The organism is Rhodococcus sp. WWJCD1 (assembly GCF_002258735.1).
GTDB lineage: Bacteria > Actinomycetota > Actinomycetes > Mycobacteriales > Mycobacteriaceae > Rhodococcoides.
Window position 1 is genome coordinate 66,189 of the sequence record NZ_NOXY01000025.1, and the last position, 17,999, is coordinate 84,187.

Consider the following 17,999-nt stretch of genomic DNA (forward strand, 5'->3'; position numbering starts at 1 on the left):
GCAGTACTTGCAACGACAAAGGCCGCTCACCCCGCGCTGGGGGTGAGCGGCCTTCTGTCTACGACGCTGCAGCTACCGGTTACACGACGAGCGAGTGAGCACGCTGCCCAGGACAACTCCGGCTAAGGCAATACCCGCGCCCGCCGCGGCGGCAATCAGCGCACCCTTGACCGACGCCGCCGCAGCGGGACCGCCCGCAACGGCGGAGGAACCGCCTGCCGCAGCGACCGGAAGTGCGATGGAGCCACCCGCTGCGCCTGCGGGTGAGGTTTCGGCCGGTGCGGCCGGATCGGGCACCCCGTTGGCGATGACGCCGTCGAGTCCGTTGAAGAACACCCCGGCCATCTTCTTGGCGACACCGGTGATCATGCGCTGCCCGACACCGCCGACCATTCCGCCGACCACAGCATCGGCGTCGTAGCTGAGCAGGGTGCCGCCGCTCTCGGTCTGCTCGAGCTTGATGGTGACATCGGCGCGCACTGTGCCCGGCGCGCCGGCACCGGAGGCGGTCATGACGAACGACTCGGGCCGATTCTGTTGCGAGAGCAGCACTTCACCGTCGTACGTGCCCTTGATCGCTGCGACCCCGGCCGTGATGGAGAGCTTGTAGTGGTCATCGCTCAACTGCTCGAGCGATTGCACACCGGGAATGGTTGCGGCGAGTACTCGGCCGTCCTGCATGCTGTCGTACACCTCGGCGGGAGGTGCGGTCAGCGTTGCGGTGCCTGCGATTCTCATGAAGTCTCCTGGGATGTCTGGGCGCCCGCGTGGATCAGCCGCAGCTCGTAGAGGTCGGACGGGGATATGGGCATCGAGGTGATCGGGAAGCCTTCGGCGTCCTCGACCGCTGCCGCGATGACGGCAGTGGTGGGAATGACGCCGGCTTCACCGGCACCTTTCATTCCCAGTGGGTTGAGTCCGGACGGGGTGACGGTGTGGTCCATCTCGATGGTGTCGGGAACCTCGGTCACGAAGGGCATCAGGAAGTCCATGAACGAGGCGTTGAGCAGCTGCCCGTGCTCGTCGTACACGATCTTCTCGTAGAGTGCGCCGCCGATTCCCTGCGCGACACCACCGTGGATTTGCCCCTCGACGATTCGAGGATTGATGACGTTGCCGCAGTCGTGGACGACGGCGTAGCGCTCGACGTGGATTTCCGCAGTTACCGGGTCGGTCTCGACGATCGCGGCATGAATGCCCGACGCGAACGTCGACCGCGGGGGAGAGTAGTACCCCGTCGCCTCGAGTCCGGGCTGCTCGCCCTCCGGCACCGGTGGGATGGACATGTCGGTGCCCATCTTCGCGAATCCGGTCGCCTGCCGGGACTCCTTGTCGAACGCGTACCGCAGCGGATTGGACAGCACTGCAACCACTCCGAGGGAGATCGAGGTGCCCTCGGCTCCCGGTTCGGTGCCGATCTTGCTCACGTAGCCACCGCGCAATTCCAGCTCGGCGACGTCCAGGTCCAGAGCGCGACCGGCGATGATCTTCGCCTTCTCGGCCACCATCTGCGCCGCGACGTGAAATGCGGAACCGGACATGACCGCACCGCGGGAGGCGAATGTGCCGACGGCATAACCGAATCGACGTGTATCACCGGTGGTGATCTCGATGTCGGCGATCGACACGCCCAGATCATCAGCGACGATCTGAGCGAACGTCGTCTGATGACCCTGACCCTGCGTGGTCAGGCCCGTTGCGCCCTTGATCTTTCCGGAGTTCTCGATGAGAACGTGCGCGCCCTCGTAAGGTCCGGGGCCGGTGCCTTCCACATACGCGCCGACGCCGATGCCGACGGTCCGCCCCTCGGCGGCAGCCTGCTTCTTGTACGCCGGGAAGCCGTCCCAGTCGATGAGCGCCTTGAGCTTGTCGATACCGGCCTGGTAGTCGCCGGTGTCGTAGATCAACGGCCGACCGTCCTGGAACATGAGACCGAAGTCGTACGGCATCTCCTCGGGCCTGATGAGATTCTTCTCCCGTACCTGTAACCGGTCCTTGCCGAGATACTGGGCGATGGCGTCCATCGATCGTTCCATGGCGAAGACGCCTTGCGGACGTCCGGCCCCGCGATACGGAATGACGATCACGGTGTTGGTGTACAGCGAGTATCCGTTGCAGCGGAACGAGACCGGCTTGTAGGGCCCGAGCACCTGCGTAGCGGTATTGATCAGGACGATGATGCCGTACGGCAGATAGGCACCGTTGTCGTGCCAGACGGTGAAGTCGAACGCCAGCAGCCGGCCTTCGTCGTCGAACCCCAGCGTGACCTCTTGGACCTGCGCGCGTTCGTGGGCGCTCGAGATGAAGTGCTCACGACGGTCTTCGACCCATTTGACCTCGTTGGAGATGCCGGCTCGGCCCAACTGACGCGCGGCCCACGTCACCATGACCTCCTCGGGCCACGGGTGCATGATCTTGACGCCGAAACCGCCGCCGACGTCCGGTGCGATGCAGTGAATCTTGTTCATTGCCATGCCGAGCCGCGCTGCTACGGCCGCGCGCACCGAGGTGGAGGTCTGCGTCGACGACCAGAAGGTCAGCGTTTCCTCGTCGCTGTCCCACCGCGCATAGACACCCTTGCCCTCCAACGGCATTGCCGCCGAACGCTCCACGTCGAGATTGAGAGTGATTCGGTGCGGTGCCGTCGCCAATTCGCGGTCGATGTCGCCGAAGCTGTGCTGCAGATGCGCAGCAACGTTGTCGGGTACATCGTCGTGTACTTGCCGAGTCGCGGTGCGAGCGGTCTCGATTCCTACGACCGGATCGAGAATATCGTACGTGACCTCGATGGCGGCGCAAGCATCTTCGGCCACGTAGCGACTCTGCGCGATGACCATGACGATGGCCTCGCCGACGTGGTTGACCTTGTCCTTGGCCAGTGGAAATCCGTTGCGCGGGGCGATGATTGCCGGGTGCGGAATCAGCAGTGGTAGGCCCTCGGCCATCTCGGGTGAGTCCGCTTCGAGATCGTCGTACGTGTAGACCGCGTGCACTCCCTGCATGGCGAGCGCGGCGTCGATGTCGATCCCGGTGATCCGCGCGTGTGCGTGCGGTGAGCGAACGAAGGCGGCAATCAGCGCGCCGTGTCCGAGGTCGTCGAGATACTTGCCCTTGCCGCTCAGCAGCCGAGTGTCCTCGGACCGCGAGAGCGGTTGGCCGAAGAGCGGGGCAGTGTTGGTCGGAGTGTGCGGTGGGGCCGTGCGGGTGGTGCTCATGCTCGGCCCATCCGTCCGCCGACGGGATTGGTGGTTCCCCGTACTTTCCGGTCCAGTGCCGCTCGGCTCGATTCGTCGTCCGGCCCGAGGGGGAACTCGCCCGCTCTCTCGCGCTTGATCTCGGCGGCCCGCAGCACCGAGGCCTTGATGTTCTGATACCCGGTACACCGGCAGATGTTGCCGGCAATGGCCTCGGTGGCTTCTTCCTGCGTCGGAGAGTCGTTCTCCTCGAGGAACGCCGCGATGGTGGTGACGAATCCTGGTGTGCAGAAGCCGCATTGCAGACCGTGGCAGTCCTTGAACGCCTGCTGCACGGGGTGCAGCGTTCCGTCCGGCTCCACCAAACCTTCCACCGTGGTGACACTCTGGCCCTCGAGGCTGGCGGCCAACATCAGGCAGGCCCGGACGGGCTTACCGTCGAGCAGAACGGTGCAGGCACCACACACGCCGTGCTCGCACCCTACGTGGGTGCCGGTCTGGCGAAGATTGTGGCGGATGGCATCGGATGCGATCGTTCGGGCGGGAACGACGATCGTTTGTTTGGTCGAGTTGAGCGTGAACGTCACCTGTACGTGTTGTTCGCCGGTCTCGGTCATCAGATCGTCGAGCTGTTGTTCGATATCTGTCGTCGTCATTACTGGTTCACTCCGGAATCGATGTGCAGCGCTGCCTGGTGCGTGGTCATCGAGGATGCGCCGTCGACTGCGGCGGCCATCACCACCCGTGCTGTCAGTGCTGCGACGAGTTGAGATCTGTAGGCGGCTGTGGCGTGAATATCGGGCTCGGTCTCGATGCGATGCCGAGCAGCTTCGGACAGTGCGTTCCACTTCGGATCACGCGCGTCGGATATGCACGCCCCAGCGATGACGTCGGTGAAATCGGTGACTTCACCGAACTCACCGGCAGAAACATAGGTGACCTGGGCGCTGCGTACTTCGCCGCCCTCGCTCACCTCGGCGCGGGCGACAACCCCGACGAGTGCGTAATCGCCTTGCCTACGGGCGATTTCGTCGATGGCCGTGCCCACTCCGGGCCGGGCCGCGGGAACAGTCGCCGCGATGGCGATCTCGTCGGTCTCGAGTGAGGACTCCAAGGGCCCGAGAAACAGATCCTGCGCCGAGATTTCGCGGCGTCCCCGCACGGACTGGACCGTCACAGAACCGTCGAGCAGACGGATGACGGCAGGCATCTCGGCCGACGGGTCGGCGTGGACGATGGATCCGACGGTGGTTCCACGGTTCCTGATGGTCGGGTGCGCCACCAACTGCAGTGCCCGTCCGAGCAGCGGCTGTGTCCGAGCAGCAGCGCGGTTCGAGGCCACGGAGGCGTGCGTGGCGAGCGCTGCGAAGGTGACACCCGACTGCGCCGAGGCGGTGATCTCGTCGAGCCCGGCGATGCCGGTGATGTCGATCAGGTTGCCGGGGGCCGCCAGCCGCATCGAGAGCATCGGGATCAGTGACTGTCCGCCTGCCAGGACCTTGCCGTCGACGCCCGCGAGGATCTGGCACGCCTCCTCGATCGACCGAGGTCGATGGTATTTCAGTGGCGAAGGTTTCATATCCCGATCCTGCCTGCCTGTGCCGATAAGTGTTTCGTCAAGAGGTGACAAACGTCACGCCTCAGTGTGGCAATCGCTCGTTACCGCAATGGTTCTAGGGGCCCCACCTCGGTCGTGCCTCCACGGGTGGCCGATCGACGGGTGGGTGAGTGGTCGATCGGTGTCTTCATGTGCGCGGGAGCGATGCGTGCACACAGGTGGTAGAGCCCGATGACGATGATGGTGCCCAACGAGATACCGCTCAGCGAGAACGAATCGCTGAAGACGAGGGAGGTGTCTCCGATGGCAATGATGAGGCCCGCCGCGACGGGCATCATGTTGAGCGGGTTACCGAAGTCGACGCCGTTCTCGCGCCAGATCTTCGCGCCGAGAAGGCCGATCATTCCGTACAGCACGACCGTGATGCCGCCGAGTACGCCGCCCGGTGTGGCCGAGATCAAGGCACCGAACTTGGGTGAGAAGCCCAGGACCACTGCGATGATTCCGGCGGCGGTGTAGGCGGCCGTCGAGTAGACCTTGGTGGCGGCCATGACACCGATGTTCTCGGCGTAGGTCGTCGTCGGCGAGCCACCGACCCCGCTGGACAGGGCAGTCGCGATGCCGTCGGCAGCCAGTGCGCGTCCCATCATCGGGTCCAGATCGTCACCGGTCATCTCGGCCACGGCCTTGACGTGCCCGGCGTTCTCGGCGATCAGTGCAATGACACCGGGAAGCACGAGAATGATGAAGGCCAGGCTGAACGACGGTGCATGGATACCCACGATGCCGTTTGCTTCGTCGGTGAACGGGGGCAAGCCGAACCACTGCGACGATTCGACTCCCGACCAATTGACTCGGAAGTGCTCGGTCACTTCGCCGGCCGTGGCGTCGTAGGACGTGATGGGGCCGGATACGAGATCGAGAATCCACGACAGCAGGTATCCGAAGACAAGAGACAACAGAATTGCGATGCGTCCCAGGAATCCGCGTAGCGCAACACTCATGACGATCAGGACGAACATCACTGCGAGAGCGACCCATTGATCCTGGGGCCAATACGTGCTGGCGACAACGGGGGCCAAGTTGAAGCCGATCAACATGACCACCGCACCGGTGACGACCGGAGGCAGCACTTTGACCACCACGCCGCCGCCCATGAAGTGAATGGCGAGGCCGGCGAGTGCGAGCACCACACCGGACACCAGGATGGCTCCGGTGACCTCGGCCGAGGTGCCACCCTGCGCCCGGATCGCGGCGACGCCACCGACGAACACCGCGGACGTGCCGAGGTAGCTGGGAATTCGGCCCTTGACCATGAGCAGGAACAGGATGGTGCAGAACCCCGACATGAGAATGGCCAGTTGGGGATTGAGGCCCATGATGATGGGGAAGACGAACGTGGCCCCGAACATCGAGACGACGTGTTGACCGCCGAGGCTGATGGTGCGGCCCCAGTTCAATCGCTCGTTCGGGGCGACCACGTCACCTGGTAATACGTTCTTTCCGTCTCCGTGAATCTTCCAGATCGGCATTTCGAGCCTTCCTCCAACGTACCGAACCGAGGGGGTTCGTGGGGCGTGTAAAGTGTTGTGGTGCAACGCTACTGCTGTATGGTGCGGTCGATATGGGCGCAATCTGCCAAGCGCTCGATGGCCCAGCCGTCACATCTGGTGGTCGGCGGCGCGCATCGCCATGATCTTGAGTGCGAGGGAAAGATCGAGCCGTAGATCGGCGTGATCGGTGAACGGGCCCAGAATCTTTTCGAGCTTCGTGATGCGGTATCGGAGAGTGTTGTAGTGGAAATGCAGTGCGCGAGCAGTTTCCGCGATATTGATGTTCGTGGCCAGCAAAATCTCCAGGGTCTTGCGCATGTCCTGCGCTTCGGCGCTGTGACCCGCGAGATCGTGCAAGGTTTCCCGCGCGAACGATTCGAGCTCGTCCTCGTTGTCCACCAGGCTCAACAATCGAAAGACGCCGAGCTCGTCGAAGGCAGTGACGGTCCAGTCGCCGCCGATCCGCCGGCCGACTTTCACTGCTGTGCGGGCCTGGCCGTACGTTGCCGGAATGTCTTCCACTGCAGTGCATGGCCGTGAGATGCCGACGGTGAAGGGCTGTCGACCGCCACCGCCGTCGCCGTGAACTCGCTCGACGATCTCGTGTACGTCCGACACCGTAGTGGGGCCACTGCCCATGATGATGACGGTTTCGGTGCCGAGTGCAGCAATCGCAGCAGACGAATCACGTTGCGCCAGTGCGCTCGAAAACGCCGCCATCTGCCGATCGACCAGCGGCCTGCGGGTGGGCGACGGGTCGTCGTGACGAGGTATCGGTTCGATCGCGACAACGACGACGGGCCTGCCGATGTCCCAACCGAACCGGCGGGCATGAGCGACCGCGTGGGCATGTTCACCGCCTCGGCCCAGGAGGAGATCGCGGAGGAAATTGGAACGGTGTTTCTCCTCGACCGCCGACAGAGCGAGATCACGGGCCACTGCCACTGCGAACACTCCGGCGGCGGTATCGGCTGCATACAGATCCGGTTCCGTCAGCGGCCGTCGAGAGGAGAACAGGACCACGCGCCCGTGATCTGTTCCGTTCGCCGAAATTGCACACACCGCAATGGAATTGTTCTGGTGCGAGTGCAGGCCCAGGCCGCCGTCGATGGAATCCGTCCGGAGCCGCCCGGTGGAATCGAGGGCGATGCTGCCGCGAAGGGCCTGCAATTCTTCGTCTCTGCCGGCGGTGGTGATTTCTCGTCCATCCACCGTGGTGATCGACACGGCCACATCGCATTCGCGTGAAGTCGCGGTTGCCAGATCCTCCATCCCGCCGCCGGCCAGAGCCACGTCGGTCAGGGTCCGACGCAATCGGTCCGATCGAAACATGGCGCGCGCGTGCATCTTCGCGCGCTCACGTATGCCTCGGGTGAGTCGATGATCGGGGTCGAGTTCCTCGGTCACCTCGAGCAGCGGCAGCCCCAGTTCGTGCGAGCTGTGGCACAGGGCAGGCGACAGGGCCCTCTCGTCGTCGACACGCACGAGAAGTCCGGCGCAGCCGATCGACTGCAATCGGGACACGAACGCCACCGTCGGCTCGGACATGTGCTCGAGTGTGTCGCTCGTCGTGGACACGAGGTCACCCGATCGTAGCCAGAACGCCATGCCTCCGGGATCCTCGATGTGGTTCACCCGGATTACCGATCGAGTGAGACCGGTACGGCCTCCGGCAATCCTCGCGTGTGCCAGCAGATCCGAGCCGAGAAGGTCGGCGACGGTCTGCAGTGCTTCGGTGGTGGCCGTCGGCTGATCCTCGCACAAGGTCAGCACCGGACGGCCGACCGTGTGCTTGGCCGATTCTCGTTTTCGGACAGCATCTCTCGGTGAATCGGTCCGGTGAGGTCACGCAACTCGAGCCCGGTGGCCCGGCGTGAGACCTTCAAGATTTCGGCGACGATGGACACCGCGGTTTCCGCGGGAGTGCTCGCGCCGACATCGAGTCCGATAGGGGAGTGCAATCGTTCCAGCTCGGTCTCGCTCACCCCACGCTCGCCGAGGAGTTCGATGCGGCGGCGGTGAGTGGACCTGCTTCCCAACGCGCCTACGTACGCAGCACGGCTGCGTAGCGCTCGCTCGAGGAGGGGAATGTCGAACTTCTCGTCGTGCGTGAGCACTGCGATGACTGTTCGCTCGTCGACCGGCGCAGATTCGAGAAACGTGTGCGGCCATGCGACGACGACGTCGACTGCCTCCGGAAAGCGGGCCGGGGTAGCGAATACGGCGCGGGCGTCGACGACGGTGACGGCGTAACCGGCGAACGAGCCGAGGTGGCATAGAGCGGCCGCGAAGTCGATGGCACCGAAGACATACATCCTCGGCGGCGGGCCGAAGACCTCCGCCATGATCGAGAGCTCGCTGTCATCGGACAGGTGAATGTCCAGACCCGATTCGCCGCGGTGCAGTTGATCGCGAACGAACGGCCCCAGCGGCGATCCATCGGACTGCGTGTCGGCGAGTGAGCCCGCATCCACGGTGAGGTCCGATCCGAGAACTGCGTACCGCGTCGGTGCCCCGGCGCTCAGCTCGGTGAGGACGGCCACCGGCTCGCCCGCGGCGATGCGGCCGGCCACTTCCCGAAGAGAATCGCAGGCGTCGCCGTCGACGAGACGAACGAACACTTCGATGGTGCCGCCGCAGGTGAGGCCTACGCCGATAGCGTCGTCGTCCGCCACACGGTAGGTCTCACTCCGGGCGTAGCCGTCGGTGAGAACCTCGTTGGCAAGTTCGTACAGGGCACCTTCGATACAACCGCCGGAGACACTGCCGATCACCTGTCCGGATGCCGATACTGCCATCGCTGCCCCGGCCGGACGGGGTGAGGACTGCCAGGTTCGCACAACGGTGGCGAGGGCGAACGGCTCACGCTCGAGCAGCCATGGGGCGAGATCGTCGAGGATGTCGCGCATGCCGCCGCCTTCCTACTGGATGAGTGATGCCCATCACGTTAGTTGCCGGCGCTGCTTCGACATGAAACAGAACTCGACCAAATCCGACGCCGGTCGTTGTAAGAAGTCGCCGTCGCGGTCCGCGTGGACTAGCCCAGAGCGTTGGCGATGGCGAGCGCATGGTGTTCGTGCCACGGCCGAGCAATGATCTGGATACCGATCGGCAGGCTGCTCTCCGAGGTGGCAACGGGAACCACCACCGACGGCAGACCGAGGATGCTGATCGCTCGACTGCTGGCCAACGCCTGCGACCACGACAATGCGGTGCCGTCGACATCGAAGCTCGTCTGCCCGAGCGGTGGGGCGAGGATCGACGCGACCGGGAGTATCAGCACATCGCCCATCTCGGACAGCAACCGATGCTGCAGCTCGGCGCGGTGAGCCCACAGTGCCTCGACGTCCGTCGCCGACGTCGGTCGGACCGCGGCGAGGATCGCTGTGATGTTGTCGCTGAATTCGGCGGGCCTGTATTGCTCGATGTCGGTTTGCGTTTCGCAGGCGCGCATTCGCGTGAACAGGTCGTCGGCCTCGCGCAGCGCAGTGCCCTGGTAGGGCGTCACCGACCTGACGGACGAGGCGGTGCGCAGGGCGGCCGCTTCGGTGGCGGCGCGAATCTCCGCATCGACCGGAACAGTTCCTTCTCCTGCCGCCCAACGGATATCGAGATCGCTGGTGTTCACCCCTGCCGGGTCGATCCACCGGTACTGCGGCGACGAGAGCACCTTCAGCACCACGCTCACGTCATCGAGGGTGCGTGCCATCGGTCCGACGGTCTGAACCGCGCCGTGCATGGTGGCCGGGTTGGTCAACACCCGGTGATCGCTCACGACACCGGGGTACTGCCCGTCGGGGTTGATTCGCCCCGGCGTAGGCCTGATCGAGAACAGGCCCGTGCAGTGCGCGGGCCAGCGAACCGAGCCGCCGAAGTCGGTACCCAGTCCCACCACACTCATGCCCGACGCTATCGCCGCTGCCTCGCCGCCGCTGCTGCCTCCCGGCGAAAGTGTTGTTCCCGCAGGAGAAAGCGGGTTGACGGTGTAACCGAAGATGTCGTTGTGCGTGAGACCGCTGGCACCGAACTCGGGGGTATTGGTTTTCCCCATCAGCACTGCACCTTCGGCGCGCATCCGAGCGACGGCCGGTGCATCGATGCGAGGGACATTGTTCGCCAGAGCGAACGAGCCCGCCGTGGTACGAACACCAGCGGTAGCGATCAGATCCTTGACCGTGAACGGCACTCCGGCAAGCGCTCCGACCGGTTCGCCGCGGGCCACGCGCGCGTCGATCTCGTCGGCTTCGCGTCTGGCCGAGTCTGCTGCCAGCGTGACGATCGCGTTCAGATCGGCGTTGGTGCGGGCGATGTGGTCGAGGTGTTGCTCGATCACCTCGCGAGCCGAGAGGCTACCGGATCTCACCGATGCGGCGAGCGTGCGAGCATCGGAACCGATCGAATGTCCCTCGAGCACTTGATATCTCCTTGTTGTACGTCACAGGCCCTTCATCTCCGCAACGCGCAGTGCGAGCGCCACATCCAGGCGCAGAATGGGATCGGTGGTGAAGGGGCCGACGATGGACTCCAGCTTGCCGATTCGGTAGCGGAGGGTGTTGTAGTGAAAGTGCAGCACGCGTGCTGTTTCGGCGACATTGCAGTTGGTATCCAACAGTGCTTGCAGCGTCTGGCGCAGATCGAGAGCATCGGCATCGTCACCTGCGAGTGAGCCCAACACTTCGCTGGCGAACGCCTGCAACTCCGCGGCATCGGTCACCAGGGACAGCAGGCGGTGCACACCCAGGCTGTCGAAATGTGCCACCGACCCGTTACCGCTCATGCGTCGCCCGACCATGACGGCCTTGCGCGCTTGATCGTAGGCGCGTGGAATATCGGCGACGGAGTCGATGACTCGGCTGACCCCTGCGCCGAACGAGTTACGGCCACCGCCCTTGTCGCCGGCCACGGACGCGATCAGATCGTCGACCACCTCGTGCTCGGTGCCCGGTTCGGCCGGCATGAGGGTGACGACCTCGTTGCTGAATCCGACGACGGGTGCCCGTCGATCGCGGCGGCGCACCACTTGTTGCCAGGCTGCGGTGAGCCGTTCCTGGGGTAGTCGTCCGGATACCGCGGGCTTCACCGAATTACTCACGGCCGCTTCGGCAATCTCGTCCAATTGAGCGACGATGACGACCATTCGTCGGTTCACGTCCCAGTCGAGTTGCGCGCAGTACTCGATGATCTGTTCGGGAGACTCGGTAGCGCCGTTGAGAACGTCACGCAGAAAATCGCCGCGGAACTTCGATTCCACGGCAGAGACTGCGAGCTTTTTGATGACCGCCAACGCGACCACTGTGGCCGCACGCTCGAGCGACTGCATGGTGACCGGTCCGAGGCGTTGCGCCTCGGCCACGGCAACGATGAGGCCGTGGTCGGTGCCGCCGGCGATGATCGGTGCCACCGCGATGCGGTGCGTGTCGTCGCCCGGTACCGGCTGCAGGCCTTCGTGCAGGCGCTCGGTGAGCAATCTGCCGGAAGGATCGAACAGCGGCATCTCCTCGAGCGCAGCAAGATCGGCATCGGCGCCGGCCGTGGCCTGCACCCTGCCATCGGGAGTACAGATGAGTACCGACGCCTCGAAGAGTGTGGCCACCTCGTCGGCGATCTGAGGTAGGTCTCCGCCCTCGAGCACGATCGAGGTGAGTGCTCGATGCATTCGGTCGGCGATGTCCAGTGCCCACGCCTGCCGATCGACGAGGTGGGTGAAGACCTCGGAGATGACCTCGTCGAATCCCACGTCGCGGCGAATGAGGAACAGCGGCAGGCCGAGTCGGTCGGCCGCCTCGATCATTGCGGCCGGTACGTCCCCGAAGTACCGGCCCTCCTTGACTCCCAGCGCTGCCGCGCCGCGCTCGGCCAAACCTTCGACGAGCTCCACCAGGGCACCGGCACCGAACGGTCGACCCGAATCAGCATGTCGCAGAGGGAAACCCGTTGTCAGCAGCAGCTCGTTCTGCTTGACCCAGGGCAAGATGTCGGGAACTTCGATGACGTTGACGCGTCGTACGACATTCGCCAGACCGCGCTCGCCGGCGACGAGGGTGGACTCCGCGAGACTGGGTAGCGCGAGCAGTTCAGCGACAGTGAGGGCATAGCTCGCCGACGAGGGGAAGTCTCGTGTTCGTGGACGAAGTTCACCGACCATGTCATCCATTGTTCAACCGTACGTTGCCGTCCGTTCGCCTGTGGTGGGGGATCAGCGGACCTGCAGAGCAGGTGGGACGATGCGCTCGACCCAGCGGGTGGCCTGCTCGTACGCGTACGCGAGCTGCAGGACCGAACGATCGGCGCCGTGCCTGCCGATGATCTGTACCCCCATCGGCAGACCGCGATCGTCGACACCGACCGGTACGGCCGCGATCGGAACACCGGCCATCGTCCACGGCACCACCGTCTCCATCCACCGGTGGTAGGTGTCCATCGAACGCCCCGCGATGGACTGCGGCCAGTGCTGTTCCTTGTCGAACGGGAACACCTGGGCGCTGGGTGCGAGAACGAAGTCGTAGGTCTCGAACAGTGTGTTCAAGGCAGCGTTCCAGTCGTTGCGCTTCTGCGCTGCCGCGGTGATGTCGAGGGCGCTGAGTGCGACGGCATGCTCCATCTCCCACACCATTTCGGGCTTCATCAGTGCTCGCGTTCGAGGATCGGCATAGAGGTCGGCCATCCCCAGCTGAGCCCACCAACGCCACGTCAGGAACGAATCCCAGATGTGGGCCGGGTCGTAGTCGGGCAGAGCTGCATCGACCTCACAACCGAGATCGGCGAAGATGGGGAACGCGGATTCGCACAGGTCGAGTACGCCGGGTTCGGTTGCCAGATAACCGTTCCAGTCACCCACCCAGGCGATCCGGGCCCCCCGAAAGCTGCGTTCGAGAGTGCGCGTGAAAATTTCCGGGTCTTCGTCGATAGCGAGTGGAGCGTTGGCATCCGGTCCGGCCATCGTGGAGAGCAGGTGAGCGACGTCGGTGACCGATCGTCCCATCGGGCCGGCCACTGCGCCTTGGGCGATGAAACCAGGCTCGGGGATCCGTCCCCAGGACGGCCTGAAACCGACGACGTTGTTGAAGGCCGCCGGGTTGCGCAGCGAACCCATGTAGTCGGTGCCGTCGGCCACGGGCAGCATGCGCAGCGCGAGGGCCGCCGCCGCACCTCCGCTGCTGCCGCCTGCGGTGCGCGAGGTGTCGTAGGGGGAGACGGTGGTGCCGTACACCGGGTTGTAGGTCTGGGATCCGTAGCCGAATTCCGGTGTGTTCGTCTTGCCGATGATGATGGCTCCGGCGGCTCGGATTCGAGCGACGAAGAGGTCGTCCGCCTCGGCGATCCGATCCGCGAAAATGGCCGATCCCGACGTGAACGGCAGGCCCTTCACCGCCGAAAGGTCCTTCACCGCATGGGGAAACCCGTGCATCCACCCGAGGTACTGCCCCTGCGCCAGCTGGTCGTCACGCTCCCGCGCCTCGGCGATCAACTCCTCACGGTCACGCAGGGCCACGATGGCGTTGACGGTGGGATTATGGATCTCGATGTGGTCCAGATACGCCGTCATGGTCTCGACACAGGACACCTCCCGACGCTTGATCTTTCCGCTGAGTTCGAGTGCGTCGAACATCAGCAGTTCGGTAGCGGGTCCGGCGGAGGTTGCCATGGGAGTTCCTTCGATCCGAGAGATGCAGTAATGAGGGACCGAATGCCGCGCGGCTCCGAAAGGAATCGGTTCCGCGCGGCCTTCGTTCGATAGTCGAGCCCTGCGCTATCCGAGGTCGACGATCGCAGCGACGGGTCCGCCGCCCTCGGGTCCCTGGTGTGCGGCCGAGACCGACACGAACACTGCCGGGTCGCCGGTCACCGCGGCCGTGACTCCGCCGACGCACGCCTTGATCTGGCGGTGCCAGTGCACGTCGGAGTCGTCCAGCATCGCGTTACGGCGGCCACGAACCGTACCGTCCTGGCTCGCTTCACATTTGAGGAATACGTTGACCAGCTTGCCGTCGAGGTCTGCGGTGCGCGGTCGCTCGGGGAGTTCGAGGCCGGCGTCCTTGATGGCATCCCAGATGCCGTCCTGATCGAGCGCGTCCTTCATGACGCTGTGGCCGATGCGGTACCGACCGCCGATTCCGCGGGTGTTTCCGACGACGACGATCTGCGCACGGTCCAGCTCCACGCCCGAGGAGCACGATGCAACAGACGAATACAGCTCGCGACTGTGCATGACATCCTCGTCCGTCGGCATGTCGATCTCGCCGAGGGCAACAGCGATACCGAGAGCGGTTCCGCCGTTCGAGAGGTCCATCGACTCGTGCGTCTGCTCGGTCCAGACCGTCTTGCCACGGCTCTTGGCATCGCGAATGGTGTGAATCGTCAGCAGCGGTGTCTTGGTCTGCACGTAGTGCACGTCGGCCGGATCGGTGATACCTGCGTTGGCCATGGCATCTTTCACTGCCGCAGCAACCTTGGTGATCATGGCGGTGCGACCGATGTCCTCGGGCATGAGCTGCTCGCTCATCGCGACGCCGACCGTCAGACGAGGCTCGTCGGACTGCACCGCCTTGTCGGCCGGCACGGTGGCGAAGATCGTCGCGTGCGGGCTGATGACTCCGTCGGTTCCGCCGGACCACACGATCGGTACCTCGCCGACGTCGTGGGCGCTTCGGGTTCCCTTTGCGGACAACACCTCACGGAAGGCGCGGTCGGCGATGATGCGGGTGTAGTCGTTGACGCCACCGTTGCCCTCGGTCTTGCCGATGACCGCGATGACACGGTCGGCGTCGAGCACCCCGTCGTCGATGAGCTTCGCCAGCTCGCTGGCATCGGACACGTTGTGGAGTGGGACCTTGCGGACCTCGATTGCATCGGGCACTGAAATCTCCTTCATCGCGGACTGTGAGTACGGCAGAGTCGGCCGGCGTGGGCGCGGCGGTGCTCTTGCCCCTCGAACGTTATCGACCGGTCGAGGTGGGAAGCACTGGCAAGCTTTGCCCAATCAGTGCTTCTTTTTGGTGATCGGACATCCCCAGGTAGCGGTAACGCTGCAGGCGTCGAGCCACCAAATCGGTTGGATCGGCGGCGAGCAGCTTTGCCAATTCGTGTTCGAGCACGGTGCCGAGGCGGGAGAGGAACTCCGCAGGTTCATCGGATGCATCCGGGCGTTCGGCGACGATCCGATCGATGACTCCATTGCGCAGCAGGTCGACACTGCGCACGCCCTGCTCCTCGGCCATCTCCGCAGCGCGGTCGGTGGTGTGGAACTTGATCGCCGATGCACCTTCCGGTGGCAGCGGCGAGAGCCAGCCGTGCTGCGCGCACAGCACGCGGTCGGCCGGGAGCAATGCGAGGGCACCGCCGCCCGCGCCTTGGCCCAGCAGCAGGCAGATCGTGGGTGCCTTCAGCGTCGTGAGTTCGACCAGGCACCTGGCTATTTCACCCGCCAGGCCGCCCTCCTCGGCCTCTTTGCTCAATGCGGCACCAGCGGTGTCGATGACGGTGACGAGGGGCAGTTGCAGTTCCTCGGCCAGTCGCATACCGCGGCGGGCTTCGCGCAACCCTGCCGGACCCAACGGTTGATCGGCGAAGGTGCGATCCTGACCGAGCACGACGCACGCCGACGCGCCGAATTTGGCCAACGCGAGAAACAGTCCCGGCTCGATTTCACCGGCTCCGGTGCCTTGCAGTGGCGTGACTGTGTTCGCTGCCGATCGCACGAGTCGGCGTACCCCTGGCCGTTCCGGCCGTCGCGATCGTTGGATGGATTCCCAGGCCGAGCCGTCGTCGAGGTGTTCCAACGGAATGTTCGGAACTGGCGGAGGTGGCTCGTGCGGTGCGCACAGCACGGCCAGGGCCGCGATCGCCACCTCACGCAATTTCTCGGGCGGCACCACAGCATCGACAAGGCCTCTGGCCGCCAGGTTTTCGGCGGTTTGCACGCCCGAGGGGAATTTCGCTCCGTAGAGAGCCTCGTACACGCGCGGTCCGAGAAACCCGAGCAGTGCGCCCGGTTCGGCCGCGGTCACGTGTCCGAGGGAGCCCCACGAGGCCAGCGCGCCACCGGTGGTGGGATGACGGAGATAGACGGCGTAGGCGAGGCCCGCCGACTTGTGCGCCGCAATTGCCGCCGAGATCTTCACCATCTGCAGAAACGCGACGGTGCCCTCCTGCATGCGTGTTCCACCCGAGGTGGGCACAGCCAGCAGCGGGAGCTTCTGCGCAGTGGCCTTCTCGACGGCCTGCACCAGTCGTTCCGCTGCCGCAGTTCCGATGGACCCGGCGAGAAAACCGAACTCGCACATGACAAGTGCCACGCGCCGGCCGGCCAGTGTCGCTTCACCCGTCAGGACCGCCTCGTCGCAGCCGGTCGTTTCCCGCGCCGCTGCGAGTTCGTCGAGGTAGCTCTGTTGTGGAGGCCCGTGGACTCCGATCGGGGGTAACGGTTCGCCGTCCCAGCGAACGAAACTGCCGTCGTCGACGACCATGTCGACGAGTTCGAGCGCGCCGAGCCGGGAAGGCGCGCCGGTGCGGGTCATCGCGCTGTCTCCAACCACGCACGGATCGAGTCACCGTGTTGATCGAGCGTCGGCGGCGCCGCATGGGTTGTGCGCATACCGGGCCCCTCGCAATCCTCGTCCATGCGTAGCGCCGGTCCCGGCAGGGTGATCGGGCCCAACGCGGAATGGTCGACGTCGATCATGAGTCCTTGCGAGCGTGTTTGTTCCCATGTGTACACCTCGGCGAGATCACGGACGCGACCGGCGGGAATGCCCAGTTCGCTCAGCAGCCCGAGCAATTTGTCGGTGGGCCAATCCGCGAAGGCGGCTTCGACAGCAGCGATCACCGCGTCCCGATCGGCGACGCGTTGCGGATTGGTCGCCCACTCCGTGCGGTCCAATCCGAAATGGGGTGCGAAGCGTTGCCACAATCCCTCACTGCCGACGGCGATTTGTACGAGTCCCTCGGCCGAGTGGAACAGTCCGTACGGACAGATCGACGGGTGATGCCCGCCGGTGGGACGCGGCACCTCGCCGGCCACCGTGTAACGAGTTCCTTGGAACGCATGCACCCCGACGATGGACGCCAACAGGCTGGTTCGCACCACGCGGCCACGCCCCGTGCTGTGGCGCTCGTGCAGTGCGGCGACGACGCCGTAAGCACCGTTCATGCCAGCAAGCAGATCGCCGATGGGGACGCCGACCCGAGTGGGTTCGTCACGGGAAGGACCGGTCAACGACATCAATCCCGCCTCGCCCTGGGCGATTTGGTCGTAACCGGGTCGAGTGCCTTCGGGGCCGTCGTGTCCGAACCCGGTGATCGACAGAATGACCAAACGAGGATTCAGGCGATGCAGGGCGTCCATGCTGTATCCGAGGCGGTCGAGAACACCCGGCCGAAAATTCTCGACGAGCACGTCTGCCCGCTCGATCAGTGCAGTGAGCGTGGCGCGCCCATCGACTGCCTTGAGATCGAGAGCGATGGACTCCTTGTTGCGATTGCAGGAGAGGAAGTACGTCGAGTGTCGGTCTCCGTCTTCGTCGGCGACGAACGGCGGACCCCAACTCCTGGTGTCGTCTCCGCCGGTCGGTGACTCGACCTTGATCACCCGCGCACCGAGGTCACCGAGCATCATTGCCGCTTGGGGTCCGGCGAGCGCGCGTGAAAGATCGACGACGAGGCAGTCGGAGAGGGGGCCGACGGTCATCGGACTGC

General features: G+C 64.7%; 13 protein-coding genes. All 13 read right to left on the reverse strand.

All coding sequences use genetic code 11. The features are described from left to right. Nucleotides 1-72: 72 nt before the first annotated feature. On the reverse strand, nucleotides 73-738 hold the full coding sequence (locus CH286_RS17565) for an SRPBCC family protein (RefSeq protein ID WP_094609935.1): 666 nt from the start codon (nucleotides 736-738) through the stop codon (nucleotides 73-75). After that, complete coding sequence (gene cutA, locus CH286_RS17570) at nucleotides 735-3,215, reverse strand: aerobic carbon-monoxide dehydrogenase large subunit (protein WP_094609936.1); 2,481 nt, start codon at nucleotides 3,213-3,215, stop codon at nucleotides 735-737. The genes CH286_RS17565 and cutA overlap by 4 nt, the downstream gene beginning before the upstream one ends. Next, nucleotides 3,212-3,850, reverse strand: a complete 639-nt coding sequence (locus CH286_RS17575) for a (2Fe-2S)-binding protein (protein WP_094609937.1) — start codon at nucleotides 3,848-3,850, stop codon at nucleotides 3,212-3,214. The genes cutA and CH286_RS17575 overlap by 4 nt, the downstream gene beginning before the upstream one ends. Then, nucleotides 3,850-4,773 (reverse strand): FAD binding domain-containing protein, encoded by a 924-nt coding sequence (locus CH286_RS17580; RefSeq protein WP_094609938.1) that lies wholly within the window; start codon nucleotides 4,771-4,773, stop codon nucleotides 3,850-3,852. The genes CH286_RS17575 and CH286_RS17580 overlap by 1 nt, the downstream gene beginning before the upstream one ends. An 80-nt stretch (nucleotides 4,774-4,853) precedes the next feature. Beyond that, complete coding sequence (locus CH286_RS17585; protein ID WP_094609939.1) at nucleotides 4,854-6,284, reverse strand: uracil-xanthine permease family protein; 1,431 nt, start codon at nucleotides 6,282-6,284, stop codon at nucleotides 4,854-4,856. Between the two features lie 129 nt (nucleotides 6,285-6,413). After that, nucleotides 6,414-8,078 carry a helix-turn-helix domain-containing protein gene (locus tag CH286_RS17590; protein ID WP_094609940.1) on the reverse strand — a complete coding sequence of 555 codons (1,665 nt, stop codon included), beginning with the start codon at nucleotides 8,076-8,078 and terminating at the stop codon, nucleotides 6,414-6,416. Next, nucleotides 8,072-9,214 (reverse strand): XdhC family protein, encoded by a 1,143-nt coding sequence (locus tag CH286_RS17595; protein ID WP_094609941.1) that lies wholly within the window; start codon nucleotides 9,212-9,214, stop codon nucleotides 8,072-8,074. The genes CH286_RS17590 and CH286_RS17595 overlap by 7 nt, the downstream gene beginning before the upstream one ends. A gap of 128 nt (nucleotides 9,215-9,342) precedes the next feature. Further along, a complete protein-coding gene (locus CH286_RS17600; protein ID WP_094609942.1) occupies nucleotides 9,343-10,719 on the reverse strand; it encodes an amidase in 1,377 nt (458 codons plus the stop codon). A 21-nt stretch (nucleotides 10,720-10,740) separates the two neighbouring features. Next, nucleotides 10,741-12,459 (reverse strand): PucR family transcriptional regulator, encoded by a 1,719-nt coding sequence (locus CH286_RS17605; RefSeq protein WP_094609943.1) that lies wholly within the window; start codon nucleotides 12,457-12,459, stop codon nucleotides 10,741-10,743. Between the two features lie 42 nt (nucleotides 12,460-12,501). Beyond that, nucleotides 12,502-13,950 carry an amidase gene (locus CH286_RS17610; protein WP_094609944.1) on the reverse strand — a complete coding sequence of 483 codons (1,449 nt, stop codon included), beginning with the start codon at nucleotides 13,948-13,950 and terminating at the stop codon, nucleotides 12,502-12,504. A gap of 105 nt (nucleotides 13,951-14,055) precedes the next feature. Then, entirely contained in the window at nucleotides 14,056-15,162 is a 1,107-nt protein-coding gene (locus CH286_RS17615; protein WP_094610017.1) for a ring-opening amidohydrolase, read from the reverse strand. A 79-nt stretch (nucleotides 15,163-15,241) separates the two neighbouring features. Then, entirely contained in the window at nucleotides 15,242-16,822 is a 1,581-nt protein-coding gene (locus tag CH286_RS17620) for a carboxyl transferase domain-containing protein (protein ID WP_094609945.1), read from the reverse strand. Continuing rightward, complete coding sequence (locus CH286_RS17625) at nucleotides 16,819-17,991, reverse strand: CaiB/BaiF CoA transferase family protein (protein ID WP_094609946.1); 1,173 nt, start codon at nucleotides 17,989-17,991, stop codon at nucleotides 16,819-16,821. Before CH286_RS17625 ends, CH286_RS17620 begins: the two co-directional genes overlap by 4 nt. Between the last annotated feature and the right edge of the window lie 8 nt (nucleotides 17,992-17,999).

What these genes read in the sequence shown, in the direction of transcription:
- CH286_RS17625 (WP_094609946.1), bottom strand. Translation starts at nt 17,991, where the DNA reads ATGACCGTCGGCCCCCTCTCCGACTGCCTCGTCGTCGATCTTTCACGC.
- cutA (WP_094609936.1), bottom strand. Translation starts at nt 3,215, where the DNA reads ATGAGCACCACCCGCACGGCCCCACCGCACACTCCGACCAACACTGCC.
- CH286_RS17565 (WP_094609935.1), bottom strand. Translation starts at nt 738, where the DNA reads ATGAGAATCGCAGGCACCGCAACGCTGACCGCACCTCCCGCCGAGGTG.
- CH286_RS17610 (WP_094609944.1), bottom strand. Translation starts at nt 13,950, where the DNA reads ATGGCAACCTCCGCCGGACCCGCTACCGAACTGCTGATGTTCGACGCA.
- CH286_RS17605 (WP_094609943.1), bottom strand. Translation starts at nt 12,459, where the DNA reads ATGGATGACATGGTCGGTGAACTTCGTCCACGAACACGAGACTTCCCC.
- CH286_RS17595 (WP_094609941.1), bottom strand. Translation starts at nt 9,214, where the DNA reads ATGCGCGACATCCTCGACGATCTCGCCCCATGGCTGCTCGAGCGTGAG.
- CH286_RS17585 (WP_094609939.1), bottom strand. Translation starts at nt 6,284, where the DNA reads ATGCCGATCTGGAAGATTCACGGAGACGGAAAGAACGTATTACCAGGT.
- CH286_RS17620 (WP_094609945.1), bottom strand. Translation starts at nt 16,822, where the DNA reads ATGACCCGCACCGGCGCGCCTTCCCGGCTCGGCGCGCTCGAACTCGTC.
- CH286_RS17575 (WP_094609937.1), bottom strand. Translation starts at nt 3,850, where the DNA reads ATGACGACGACAGATATCGAACAACAGCTCGACGATCTGATGACCGAG.
- CH286_RS17580 (WP_094609938.1), bottom strand. Translation starts at nt 4,773, where the DNA reads ATGAAACCTTCGCCACTGAAATACCATCGACCTCGGTCGATCGAGGAG.